Below are 12,556 nucleotides of genomic sequence, written 5' to 3' on the forward strand. Positions count from 1 at the left end.
TGACATTGAATATGCGGTCACCCCAACCGCTCTCTGTTTTCAAGCTTACCACCTCACCATAGGCTGTTTTGGCTCACCCTCCGGCTGATGGCGTTGGCCGTTATCAGGAGGACGAGATTGATGACCGAGTTGAACAAACCGACGGCGGAGCTGTAGCTCCAGCCGAATTCCAGCAGACCTTTGCGGTATACGAACGAAGAGATGACGTCTGCCGTTTCGTACGTAACCGGGTTATATAGAAGAATAATCTTTTCAAATCCGACGTTGAGCAGGTTCCCCATCCGGAGAATGAACATGATCATAATGGTCGGCAGCAGTCCGGGCAGTGTAATGTACAGCATCTGCTTCAGACGGCTGGCCCCGTCGATCCGGGCCGCTTCGTACTGCTCCAGATCGATGCTCATGAGCGCAGCGATATAAATGATCGATTCCCAGCCGATCCGCTGCCAGATTTCGGACAGCACGTAGATGGGCCGGAACAGATCGGGCTTTTGCAGCATGGCCTGGCCGTCATAGCCCAGGAACATGAACAGGCGGTTGATGAGCCCGTCCGCGTTCGTAAAATCGGTGATGATGCCGCAAATGACGACGAGCGAAATAAAATACGGCATGTACGTGATCGTCTGGACGACGCGTTTGAATTTCTTCTTGCGTACTTCATTGATCAGGAGGGCCAGTATGATCGGCGCCGGGAACTCAAAAACCAGCGTATAAAGGCTGATCAAGATCGTATTTTTTAAAATTCGCCAAAAATAGTAGCTGCCGAAAAAGTCATGAAAATGCTTCAATCCGACCCAGTCGCTGCCCAGAATGCCCTTCATGGGCGAATAATCTTTGAACGCAATCAGCGCCCCGTACATGGGGGCATAATGAAAGACCAAATAATAGGCGATCACCGGCAGCATCATGATGTATAAATACTTGTTGAGCACAAAATCACGAACGAGCCGGCTTCGAAACGATTGCCGATTTGCCATGCCTGAAGTTCACCTCGATTATATTAGGGGGAGAGCAGGCTCTCCCCTTCCTTTGTGCTTACCGGCTGTTGTAACGCTGCAGCGCCGCCGTTTGAATTTCGATCGCCCGGTCCAGTCCGAGCGACTTCATCTTGGCGACATAACTGTCATATTGATCGACCGGCTCGGAGCCGAGAATGATCTTGATCGTCATTTCATCCACCAGCGTGTTGATATCGTTCATGATGGTGGCATACTCGGAGCTTTCATCCGGCGTCGGTGTAATGGATGGCAGGTTATACTTCGCCGCGTCGGTGTTTTTCCAAACCTCCACCGCATCGCGCTGCGTCTGGAGCGCAAAGAACTGCTCCGCGTAGCGCTTATCCTGCACGAACGGCCCGTTATAGCTGCTGCGCGCATACAGGGAGATCGCCTGGGCGGGAGCGAGCTTGTCCGGATTTTTCATCAAGAGATCGGTGAATTTCGGATAGCCGTTCTCCATGTTGTAGCTTACGCCTTCCTCACCGAAGTTGAAGAACATATGTCCTTCCTCGCTGTACCCGTAATCCAGCATGCGCACCGCGAGCGCGGGATCCTTGGCTGCGGTCGTGACCGCTACCGTTCCTTCGGACGCGTAGGCCTGGTTCAGCTGTCCGAATTTGGGTTTGTCCCCTTTGTTCAGCACTGGATAAGGTGCCGCAACAAGCACGGCTTTCGGATCGTTTGCCTCAACGAGCGGCTGCCATTTGCCGATGCCTCCTCCGGCGTTGCCGATCGTGGCCCCGGTAGCGCCGGATGCCATGTTGCCATCGACTGCCTTCGTGTCGGCCGTCGCGATGTTTTTATCGATCAAGCCTTCCTTATACCAGTCATGGAACAGTTTCAAATACTCTTTAAAACCGGGCTCAGCGGGGCCGAATTTGACCTTCCCGTCTTCCTGATAGAACCCGCGGTTCACACCGAAGGCACCAATAAATGCGCCGTTGCCGGATTCATTGAAAAAGCGCGGCTTGCTCACGACCGAAAACGGTGCGGCCGCCCCTTTTTTCTCCTTGAAGGCTCTCAGCGTCGTCGTCCATTCATCAATCGTTTCCGGCACCGGCAGACCCAGCTCGTCCAGCCAGTCTTTCCGGATAATCGGCCCCTGGAATACGCGCAGGTATTCGTCGCCCCGGATGAATGGGAACGCGTAATAGCTGCCGCTGTCCGTTTTGACCATCTTGTCGATGTCGGGATGCTCCTGAAGGTACTTTTTCAGGTTTGGAGCATACTTGTCGATCAGATCGTTCAGCTTCAAAATGTAACCGTCCTTGATCGCCTTTTCCGGTCCGCCGGGAAAATCGCCGATAAAGTTGTATTCGATCATATCCGGCAAATCCCCCGAGGCCAGCATGACGTTGAAGGCTTCCTTAACTTGACCGGTCGGCGGTGCGGTGAACTCGAGCGGTACCCCGGTTTTTTCCTGCCATTTCTGAAAGAACGGAATTTCGTCATGCGTCGCCTTGATTCCGACCAGGTTGCCGTTGATCTCGCCCCAGTAGGACAGCTTCTCATCGGTTTTTAATGGGTAGGTCGCTGATTCAGCCGCACCTCCCGGACTTGCCCCCTTTGCCGCATCTTCGCCGCTCTTGCCGCCGGATGAACAGCCCGCCAGCACACTGCCCAGCATCGCGATGATCAGACCCGCAGCTGCGATTTTTTTCATGCCTACAACCTCCATTTGATATGTGGTGAATCTTGCCCTTTCAGACTATCGAAGCAGCGTTCCACCGGATATGAGCAGAAAATACAAAACGATGTTCTTTTTTCTTGCGGCTGATGACGATTTCTCCAATGGAATGAACAAAAACGGTAGACATTATCGAAAAACTACGGTTTTGATGTTGTTATCCGAAAAATTGCAGGATGGGCTGCATAGGTTGATAGAGAGGCTAGAACGCGCTTTTTGGATATCGTTCCCACATTCTTTTATAATGAAAGGGCAATCTATCATTTTTTCGAGAGGAGTCCATTGTCTATGCATGCAAGTGAAACTCCGAAAAATGCGTTGTTTACAAGCGACTTTACCCGCAACCCTTACCCCGTGTACGAGAAACTGCGTCAAAGCGATCCCGTTGTGAAAGTCATGCTTCCGAACGGGCAAACTGGCTGGCTCATCAGCACTTACGAGGATGCGGCAGCTGTGCTGAAAGATCCGAGGTTCATCAAGGACATGACCAAATTCAGCGGGCAGGAGCATCCAAGCGTGTTCTCTAAAAACATGCTGTTCTCCGACCCGCCGGATCACAAACGTCTTCGCGGTCTGGTGCAAAAGGGCTTCACGCCCCAGCGGATCGAAAGCATGCGGGATCATATCCAGGAGATTGCGGACAGGCTTCTGGATGCGGTCTCCGGCAAGGATCATCTGAACCTCATTGACGATTACGCCTTTCCGCTGCCGATCATCGTCATCAGTGAAATTTTGGGCGTGCCCACGGAGGATCAGGACAAGTTTCGGGTGTGGTCGAACTCTATTATTGAAGCCTCGAATCAGAAAATGGGCGAGGATGTCACCCGTCACATGAACGAATTTATCGCATATCTAAAAGAATGGTTCGCGAAGGTCCGCGAGCAGCCAGGTGACGACATGATCAGCGAGCTGGTGATCGCGGAAAACCAAGGGGACCGGTTAACGGAGGAAGAGCTGTACGGCGTGGTCACGCTAATGATCATCGCCGGTCATGAGACGACGGTCAATTTGATCGGCAATGGCGTGCTGGCCCTGCTCGAATATCCGGAGCAGCGCAAGCTCCTTCAGGACCGGCCGGAACTCATCCAGGGAGCCGTCGAGGAAATGCTCCGGTACAACGGCCCTGTGGAATTCAGCACCTCCCGCTGGGCGTCCGAGGATTTGGAATTCAGGGGCCAGCCATTCCAGCGGGGCGACCTCGTGATCGTCGCGCTCGATGCAGCCAACCGGGATCCGGGCCAGTTTGAGGACCCGGACCTGTTTGACATTACCCGCGGCAAGAGCCCGCATCTGGCGTTCGGAAAAGGGATACACCTGTGCCTTGGCGCCCCGCTCGCCCGCTTGGAGGGAGAGATTGCGGTCAACACGCTGCTGCGGCGTTTTCCCGACTTTGCGCTTGAAGGAGAAATCGGGGATCTGGAATGGAGACCCGGCATGATCGTGCGCGGGGTGAAAGAAATCCCGCTTCGTCTGAGCTAAAATTAGTCAATTGTTCCCTGTTGGTCCATCCGGGCTCGAAGGTATGCTTTTTAAATAGTCCCCAAGATCAAGGAGGAGATCACTCATGAGAACAATCGGCATTATCGGTAGCGGAACGGCAGGGCTGCAGCTGGCCTATGCGCTGAAGGACGATTTTGACGTCACGGTGCTACATCATGAAGAGCCTGATGAGATCCGCAGCGGCAGAGTCCGTTCGACCCAGGTTCATTTCCAGCCGACACTTGCGCGCGAGCGGCGTGTGCAAATGCCCGCGAACAGCGATGCGCCGCAGATCCGGACCATTCACTTTCAGCTCGGAGGACAAAAGCTGTTTACCGGGCAGTTGACGGGCATCGCCACTTCCACCGATCAGCGCATCCGGTTTGCGGACGCCATGGAGGATTTGGCCAAGGATGGCGTTCGGTTCCGGCATGGACGCATTGCGGCTGGTGATCTGGATGCACTCGCCGCTTCATTCGACCTGATCATCGACGCAGCCGGCAAATCGGGACCGGTCGCCTCTTTTCCCGTCGATGAGAGCCTGACACCCTTCCGGACGCCGCAGCGGAAATGCATCGTCGGTTATTTTTCCGGTATTCGTCCGGTCGAGCCTGAAGGCATTTCCATTACGGTGATGCCCGGCACCGGTGAAATGTTCGAGATCCCTGCCGTTACATCAAACGGACGGGCCACCATACTGTTTATTGAAGCGGTTCCGGGCGGAGCACTGGATGCTTTTGTCGGCGTGAAGGGACCGGATGCTTTTGCCGAGCGGATGCTTGGTGTGGTGGAGGAACACCTCCCGGAGATAGCCGGGCGGATCGATTCGGCCAAATTCGCGCTGATTGACGACAACGCATATCTGCTCACGGCCGTCACCCCTGCGGTTCACCGCCCGTATGTCATGCATAATGGCACCCTCATCCTTGGATGCGGAGACAGCGTATTCCTTGCCGACCCGATCACCGGGCAGGGCTGCAATACGGCTTCGTACGCTGCCGAGCAGCTGTACGAGACGCTGCTGGCCCATGCGGAAGCCGATTGGGACGAGTCTATCGGCAGCGAATATTGGAACCGGACGCAGCCTTATATCAAGGCCGTAACCGAATGGACCAACGCCATGACCCAGCCGCTGCCGGGACATATTGCCGAGCTTCTGATGCAAGCGGCAGCAGACCAGAATACGGCGGATCGCATAGCCCATTGGTTTGAAGATCCGACGCAAGCGTACCGCAGCTTCTTTGAACAACACAACAGCCAGCCTTTTCCCCGCTAGGGGAAGGCTGGCTGTTTATTTTACCATACCGCTGCGAAGCGCAATGACCACGACCTGCGTCCGGTCTTGGCAGCCGAATTTTTGCAGGATCCGGTGAACATGTGATTTGACCGTGCCTTCGGAAATGACCAATTTACGGGCAATCTCATCATTCCGTAGGCCATACGCCATCTCCTGTAATATCTCACGCTCCCGTTCAGTGAGTGGCTCCGCCAGATTCATGCCCGCTTCATCGGGCTGCGAGTACTTCCCGGGGGATGCAACGCGCAGCATGGCGCTCGCAGCCCACGCCGTTCTGTACACCGCTTCCCCCCGATACGCAGACCGGACGGCCCCCAGCATGTCTTCCACTTCCGCATCCTTCAGCAAGTAGCCCACCGCCCCTGCTCGAATTCCCTGGTAGATGTACTCTTGGTCATCAAACGTCGTCAGGATAACGATCTTCATCTTTGGCAGCCGTCTCATAATTTCCCTAGTCGCTTCAATTCCCGACATGACAGGCATCTGAACATCCATTAAAATGACGTCCGGACCAAGCCGAGTGGCCATTTCAACGGCTTCACCCCCGTCCGACGCCTCACCAACCAGCGTCATATCGGGCTGCAGCCCGATCAAATACCCAAATCCCTGGCGGATCATCGTCTGGTCATCGGCCAGCAAAACTCTAATGTTATCGCACATCCTTATCCCTCTTTTCTGCCTCAGGCCGTGGCCGGTCTTCAGCCGGCAGAGCCGCAACGATTTCAAATCCGCCGCTTTCCGGAATGCGGTAGTGTAAACTACCGCCTTTCTCCTTCAGCCGATCCCTCATGACTTTCAGACCAAAGCCTTCATTGATGCCGTGTTCCCCATTCAGTGTGCCATTGTCTCGAATGATCATCGTGATTTCATGGTTTTCCCTTGAAAGATTCACTTCCACCTGCGTCGCATTCGAATGACGAATAACGTTCGTGACGGATTCCTGCAGCACGCGGAACAACGTTTCATACGTCTCCGTAGGCAGATCTTCATCATTGATATCCGCTTGAAAGTTATAACTAATGGATGCTGTTGCTTCCATCCGGATAAGCAATGATTTCATTGCCGTCATGCCGGAAAAAGATAGATCCCCTGCCAAAGCGTGGACGGACTCGCGGATATTTTGCAGCCCTTGGCGGGCCACAGACAGCATCTCTTCCAGTGTCTCCCCTGCATGGACCGGATCCTGCTTGATCATATAACGCAGCGCCTGCATCTGCACGATAAGCGACGTTAGACTGTGGCCGACCGCATCATGGATGTCGCGGGCGATCCGGGCCCTCTCCTCCAGCACAGCGTACTGCATTGCCGTTGCAGAGGCGTCCTGAAGTTGTTCATAAGCTTCTTGAAGCTCCTTCAAGTGGCGCTCATTCAATTCGTGGATGCGCCTTCTTTCCATACGACTGCGAATAAAGAAGTAGAGGACCAGTCCAAGCAGTACAAAGGAGAGAAAGTCAAACACATCCTTTTCACCAAAACGGATGTACAATCCGGCTGATACGACCATGGCGATAATCAAGGGGACATAAGCTTTGGAAGCCGTCAAACGCATCGCCCAGGCGAACAGCAGAATCACCAGAAAATACAGCATCTTGATTTCATGAAACCATAAGATCCCGATCAAACACTCCGCGGAAATCAGAGAAGCGGCTAAGACTGCCCGTGTTACCGTCCACCATGATCTCCTGATCAGAAGAATACTCGTAAAGGTTATCCAAATCATCAGATGCAGCATTATTTTCTCCGGAGGATCGCTAAAAAGCTGCTGCCGGTCAAGCAGAAAGAGTAGGACAGCCGCAATAGACAGGATTCTGCCATAAAAGTTGCTTTTCACCGACCGCCTTCCTCCTTTAGCGCCTGCGTAATTTCTAACATTGTAGCTCGGTCCGCGGACAAAATCCAACATTTAAGCCGGATGGCAGCAAATCTCTATCTGCAGATATAGGCGAGCGATCGTGAAGATCCATCCCAGGGTAGTCGAATCATCGGGCGAAAACGGGATATGATGATGACAGGCTAAATGATGAAGGAGGCAATCGAAGATGAGTGTTCAAATGCTCATTTGGATCGTACTAGGTTTATTTGTTATATACCGCATATATTTACGTTTCCGCCGCACATTCGGCTGGCAGGAGCTGAGACATCGCCGGGTCCGGACGATGACCATCATTCTGAGTTTGGTCGGACTGATCTTTTTTGCTGTGGGAGCAATGCATCCCGTCAGTCTTGTTTCCGATGTCGCCGGGATTGTACTTGGTACCGCCCTGGCATGGTACAGCTCTACGGTGACCGCGTTTGAGCATCGCAACGGCAAGGTGCTGTACCGCTCCAGCGCCTGGATCGCCGGTACCGTAACCCTGCTGTTTTTTGTCCGGCTGATCTACAGAATTATCGATATGGTCCAATCGGGTTATTTTCAGCAAGGTTCACAGATGTCCGACCAGCTGGCTGTGATGGGCAGCAGTTGGTCTGCGGGCTTGATGCTGATCATGTTCGCCTACTACGTAACTTACAATGTAATCCTGCTGAACAAGCAGAAAGTTTTGCAGCGATCCTAGCTGCAGGAATGTCCCCCGTAAAAAAGCTTGAAACGCAGAAGAACCCCCCGAAAAATCGGGCGGGTTCTTTCCGCTTCTCTATTTACTCTCGTTTCATCTGCTAACCGCAGAATCCGCATCTTGATGCTCCCGTTTCATATATACGCCTTTTTTGTACACCGACTTGATGACGAAATATCCTTGCAGTTTCTTGTTGGTCCGGTAAATCAGTGAATTGACCTCGTCAATGCCAACCAGCTCGGTATCATCTATACAGCGCTCGGGCCATACAAATCTCATAATTTCGTCCCGGGTCACAAAATGGTCCAGCCGGCTGTGCATCAGCTTAAACAGCTGGTATTCCTTCTTAGATAGCGGGACCGTCTCCTCATCAATCTGAACGCTCTGCATGTCGTCATTCAAGCGCACATCGTCTTCAGGCCACCCCGAAAAAACATACTCCCTCGTTTCCTCCAGGTCCATGACCGTCTCCAGCTCCAAAGCAACCAGTCCGTTCACCAGAGTTAGTCGGTCGCCCGGAGACACCGCAGCGGGTTCATGGGGGTTCAAGCGCTGGCCGTTCAGCTCGGTCCCGTTCTTGCTGCCTAAATCCTCGACTTGAAGCCCCTCTTCGGTCCACGCGATCCGGCAGTGCTGTTTAGAAACCAGCAGGTTGTATATCTCGAGCATCCCTTGTTCCGAGCCGGTATGTCTACCCACCGTCACGGTTTCTCCTTCTTCCAAGTAAATAAACGATCCATGGCCTTTCTGGCCGGCGGTATCAATCATGATTTTGATTTTGTCCGGCATATCTACCTCTCACTTTCCTTTGTCTCTTTCTCCCGTCAATGATAAATTCGTCAGATTTGTTCCATTGTTTGCCTACCCGGCTTGATTTTATAGTTAGCCTATACCCGTTTCCATGTTTACTTGTGAATTATATTTCAAAAGCGAGGTTTATAGCAATGAAGCGATTAAAGCGAAAACAATTTTTTACATACGTGCTGTTAGCTTTTCTGGTTGCCAGCGGGATGGCGATATACGTGTTTATTCAGGGGCGGGATGAACCAGGTCCCGAACAGACGCTGCAGTCTTACTTCAACAGTCTGAAAGAAATGAAATTTGACAGGCTCTACGACCTCATGACGCCTGAATCCCTTGAGCAATCGGGAATGAGCCGCGAGCAGTTCGTCGAGAAATACCAATCGATCTTCAGCGGAATGGGCGTTACCGGCGTTAAAGTGACGCAGGGGCCTGCCTTCCAGTCCGAAGAGGATCATCATTATTCCATGGACTATACCGCTACCTGGCATACCCAGATCGGTGATGTTGATGGGGATTACCACTTGAAGCTCCTTCAGGTTGAGCTAGACCATAATAAGGTTTGGGCCATCGAGTGGCATCCTTCTCTGATTCTACCAGAGATGTCCGCCGGCGACAAAGTAAGGGTCCGGGTATTGACGCCTCAGCGTGGTGAAATTACGGACCGGGACGGGAACTCGCTGGCCACCCGCGGCACCGCATACGAATGGGGGATTACCCCTTCCGAGCTCGGCGACCATCCGGATCAGACGATCGCAAGCATCGCTGCCTACTTCAAACTTCCGGTGGAATATATCCAAAAAAAGCTGGCGCAGAAATGGGTCAAACCGGATTATTTTGTTCCGATGGCCCATGTTCCCGAAGCCGATCTGTCCCAAAAACTGCCGGGAGTCTCGGTCAGACCGAAAGAAGTGAGGTATTATCCGCTGGGCCAAGCCGCCGCCCACCTCACCGGTTATGTCCGTCAGGTGACGCAGGAAGATTTGCAGAACGATAAAGACGGCTATTACGCAGCCGGAGACTGGATTGGCAAGGCCGGACTGGAACAATCGCTGGAAAAGCAGCTGCGGGGACGGAAAGGGGGGTTGATCGAAATTACCGACGCGAAGGGGAACCGTAAACGCATCGTTGCCGAGAAGCCGGCCGTAAACGGCGAGAACATCCGCCTTACGGTCGCCTCCGCTCTTCAGCAGGACCTCTACCGTACGCTTTCCGGCGATACCGGCGCGGCGGTGTTGATGAACCCGAAGCATGGAGATCTGCTGGCCCTGGTCAGCACCCCTTCGTATGACCCGAACCAAATGGTCACCGGCCTGTCACAGCAGGAATGGGACGCTTATTCCAAGGATCCGGAGCTTCCTTTCTTTAACCGGTTCGCGGCCCGGTATGCGCCGGGTTCGGTGTTTAAAGCGGTGACGGCCGCTGCCGGCCTGACTGAAGGCATAACCAAAGCGGATAAAACCCGCCGCATTGACGGTCTGCATTGGAAAAAAGACGCGGGCTGGGGCGGGTACTATGTCACGCGGGTGAAGGACGTCAGCTCCGTAAATATGGTGGATGCCCTCGTGTATTCGGACAACATTTATTTTGCACAAGAAGCGCTGGAAATGGGCAGCGGCAAATTTATCGAAGGCATATCCAAATTCGGCTTCGGCGAGAATTGGGGGCTGGACATGATCAACCTGAAGCCAAGCCAGTATGCCAACGCCTCCCACCGGGACCTGGCTTCAGAGGTTCTCCTCGCGGATACGTCCTATGGACAAGGAGAAATGCTGATGTCCCCGATCCATGTGGCGGTCGCATTCACCCCCTTCGCCCAGCAAGGCAAACTTGTTCCCCCTATCCTCTTTCTACAGCAGGAAGATCAACCATCTCCTCAAGCGATCCAAATCATCACTCCACAGGTTGCCGGAACGGTCAAAGATGCACTGACGCAGGTCGTCAGCCGCAGCGGCGGCACGGCTCACGCGCTGTCTTCTGCCGAGCTGAAACTGGCGGCAAAAACCGGTACAGCCGAGCTGAAAGCCAAAAAAGGCGAACAGGGCGAGGAGAATGGATTCGTGGTCGCCTTCGACGCGGAGCAATCTTCATTCCTGATATCCGCACTGATCGAAAATGTACATGCACGCGGCGGCAGCCACTACGTCGTGAACAAGCTGAAGCCTTTTCTAAATACACTGAATCTGCAAACAAAATAACGGTCAAGAAATCCGTCAACTTGCGTTGCGGCCATCGCTGCAGATCCAGTCCCTCTTGTGATACGATGAGGACTAGAATCAGCGAATCCTACGCAAAGGCGGTATCCGATGTTTGACCTTCTGCTACCCGAGCATTCCGGCTCTCCGTTATATCTTCAACTCTATCATTTGATCCGCGAACAAATCCGCTTAGGGAAAGTGGCGGCTGGGACCCGGCTGCCGTCCGTACGGGCGCTTCAGCAGCAGCTTCATATCAGCAAGACGCCAGTCGAAACCGCATATCACATGCTGGTGGTCGAAGGCTATGTCATCAACAAACCTAAGTCGGGCTTTTACGTGGTGGACGACCCTGAATTTATACAAAATGTCGTGACAACGTCTCCGGCTCGGCGTATGCAGCTTAACCATACCGTACCCGACTTTCGCGGGCCTTCATCCAAAGAAGGCATGGACTGGATCGAGTTTAACCCTACCCACATGGATGGAGATTCGTTTCCACTTCGGACATGGAACAAAATGTTAAAAGAAGCCGTGCAGCCGATGGCCCCACAGCTGGGTCAATATGGGGATTCCCGCGGCGAACCGGGACTGCGGGCTGCCATCTCGGAGTATCTGGCTCATTCCAGAGGCGTCCTCTGTTCACCGGAGCAAGTCATCATTGGCAGCGGCATGTCGTACAGCATCGGAATTCTGGTTAAACTTCTGGACGGGGTACGGCGGGTGGCCTTTGAAGAACCTGGCTTTGATCTCGTAAGGAACCTATTGAACGGATACGGCTGGGAGACGGTCCCGATCCCGGTTAGCGGCCAAGGGCTGCTTGTGGATGAACTTTCAAAGGTTCCTTTTCAGGCCGTATATGTCACGCCTTCGCATCAGTTCCCTACCGGGAGCATCATGCCGTATTCACAGCGGGTACGTCTGCTCGCATGGGCCGAGACGGCAGGCGCTTATATTTTAGAGGATGACTATGACGGAGAATTCCGGTATCAGGGAAAGCCGATCCCCTCCCTCCAAGGCCTCGATAACAAGGGCAGGGTTATCTATATCGGTACCTTCTCGAAGACATTGTCGCCTGCGCTCCGCATCAATTATATGGTCGTTCCTCCCTCACTCTTACACAACTTATCCAAGCTCCACCATGATCTGCTTCATGCACCTTCGCGTCTGGAACAGTGGGCGCTGGAGCGGTTCATGCGGGAGGGGTACTGGTACAGACATCTGCGGAAGACACGCAACTTGTACCGCAAGAAACATCAGCAGTTGATAGACCTGATACGCGTTCATTTGGGTGAGCAAGTCCATATTACCGGTCAGCATGCGGGGCTTCACCTTCAGCTGAGCGTCCGCCACGATGGTACCGCTCAAGAGCTGATCCAACTGGCTGAACAGCAGCAGGTCAGGGTGTATGATTTCCGCAGTATGTGGACTGACCCTCCCGATGCCCCCCTACCTGTCGTTTATTTGGGCTTTGCCGGCCTTCCGCTTCCGGTTATGGAAGAAGGTATCCTTCGTTTAAAAAAGGCTTGGTTCGGCAGCTAATC

10 protein-coding genes are annotated in these 12,556 nt (G+C 53.4%); 5 read left to right on the plus strand and 5 right to left on the minus strand.

From position 1 onward, the window contains the following. Positions 1–53: 53 nt before the first annotated feature. On the minus strand, positions 54–977 hold the full coding sequence (locus C7820_RS09800; protein WP_076166645.1) for an ABC transporter permease: 924 nt from the start codon (positions 975–977) through the stop codon (positions 54–56). 58 nt (positions 978–1,035) lie between these two features. Beyond that, positions 1,036–2,661 carry a type 2 periplasmic-binding domain-containing protein gene (locus C7820_RS09805; protein WP_116230792.1) on the minus strand — a complete coding sequence of 542 codons (1,626 nt, stop codon included), beginning with the start codon at positions 2,659–2,661 and terminating at the stop codon, positions 1,036–1,038. 312 nt (positions 2,662–2,973) lie between these two features. Between C7820_RS09805 and C7820_RS09810 the strand changes: the two genes are divergently transcribed. After that, positions 2,974–4,164: a cytochrome P450 family protein gene (locus C7820_RS09810; protein WP_116230793.1), complete on the plus strand. Its 1,191-nt coding sequence runs from the start codon at positions 2,974–2,976 to the stop codon at positions 4,162–4,164. Positions 4,165–4,249: 85 nt separating this feature from the next. Next, the gene (locus C7820_RS09815) at positions 4,250–5,440 is read left to right on the plus strand and encodes a styrene monooxygenase/indole monooxygenase family protein (protein ID WP_116230794.1); all 1,191 of its coding nucleotides are present in this window, start codon (positions 4,250–4,252) and stop codon (positions 5,438–5,440) included. Between the two features lie 15 nt (positions 5,441–5,455). Here the strand turns inward: C7820_RS09815 and C7820_RS09820 are convergent, their stop codons facing one another. Continuing rightward, positions 5,456–6,121, minus strand: a complete 666-nt coding sequence (locus C7820_RS09820) for a response regulator (protein ID WP_116230795.1) — start codon at positions 6,119–6,121, stop codon at positions 5,456–5,458. Next, complete coding sequence (locus C7820_RS09825; RefSeq protein ID WP_181908987.1) at positions 6,111–7,292, minus strand: sensor histidine kinase; 1,182 nt, start codon at positions 7,290–7,292, stop codon at positions 6,111–6,113. The genes C7820_RS09820 and C7820_RS09825 overlap by 11 nt, the downstream gene beginning before the upstream one ends. Before the next feature lie 208 nt (positions 7,293–7,500). Here C7820_RS09825 and C7820_RS09830 point away from each other — a divergent pair, with 208 nt between their 5' ends. Continuing rightward, positions 7,501–8,016, plus strand: a complete 516-nt coding sequence (locus C7820_RS09830; RefSeq protein ID WP_116230797.1) for a CcdC protein domain-containing protein — start codon at positions 7,501–7,503, stop codon at positions 8,014–8,016. Between the two features lie 93 nt (positions 8,017–8,109). Here the strand turns inward: C7820_RS09830 and C7820_RS09835 are convergent, their stop codons facing one another. Then, a complete protein-coding gene (locus C7820_RS09835) occupies positions 8,110–8,805 on the minus strand; it encodes an FHA domain-containing protein (protein ID WP_116230798.1) in 696 nt (231 codons plus the stop codon). Between the two features lie 155 nt (positions 8,806–8,960). Between C7820_RS09835 and pbp4 the strand changes: the two genes are divergently transcribed. Both pbp4 and pdxR read left to right on the plus strand, forming a co-directional pair. Continuing rightward, the gene (pbp4, locus tag C7820_RS09840) at positions 8,961–11,015 is read left to right on the plus strand and encodes a penicillin-binding protein PBP4(5) (RefSeq protein ID WP_181908988.1); all 2,055 of its coding nucleotides are present in this window, start codon (positions 8,961–8,963) and stop codon (positions 11,013–11,015) included. 108 nt (positions 11,016–11,123) lie between these two features. After that, positions 11,124–12,554, plus strand: coding sequence for a MocR-like pyridoxine biosynthesis transcription factor PdxR (gene pdxR / locus C7820_RS09845; RefSeq protein ID WP_116230800.1), 1,431 nt, complete (start codon positions 11,124–11,126; stop codon positions 12,552–12,554). Positions 12,555–12,556 lie beyond the last annotated feature (2 nt).

The sequence above is a fragment of the Paenibacillus sp. VMFN-D1 genome, from assembly GCF_003386155.1.
GTDB classification, from domain to species: Bacteria; Bacillota; Bacilli; order Paenibacillales; family Paenibacillaceae; genus Paenibacillus_AQ; species Paenibacillus_AQ favisporus.

Coding starts and splice junctions, on each gene's coding strand:
- C7820_RS09800 (WP_076166645.1), bottom strand. CDS start 977: ATGGCAAATCGGCAATCGTTTCGAAGCCGGCTCGTTCGTGATTTTGTG.
- C7820_RS09805 (WP_116230792.1), bottom strand. CDS start 2,661: ATGAAAAAAATCGCAGCTGCGGGTCTGATCATCGCGATGCTGGGCAGT.
- C7820_RS09810 (WP_116230793.1), top strand. CDS start 2,974: ATGCATGCAAGTGAAACTCCGAAAAATGCGTTGTTTACAAGCGACTTT.
- C7820_RS09815 (WP_116230794.1), top strand. CDS start 4,250: ATGAGAACAATCGGCATTATCGGTAGCGGAACGGCAGGGCTGCAGCTG.
- C7820_RS09820 (WP_116230795.1), bottom strand. CDS start 6,121: ATGTGCGATAACATTAGAGTTTTGCTGGCCGATGACCAGACGATGATC.
- C7820_RS09830 (WP_116230797.1), top strand. CDS start 7,501: ATGAGTGTTCAAATGCTCATTTGGATCGTACTAGGTTTATTTGTTATA.
- C7820_RS09835 (WP_116230798.1), bottom strand. CDS start 8,805: ATGCCGGACAAAATCAAAATCATGATTGATACCGCCGGCCAGAAAGGC.
- pbp4 (WP_181908988.1), top strand. CDS start 8,961: ATGAAGCGATTAAAGCGAAAACAATTTTTTACATACGTGCTGTTAGCT.
- pdxR (WP_116230800.1), top strand. CDS start 11,124: ATGTTTGACCTTCTGCTACCCGAGCATTCCGGCTCTCCGTTATATCTT.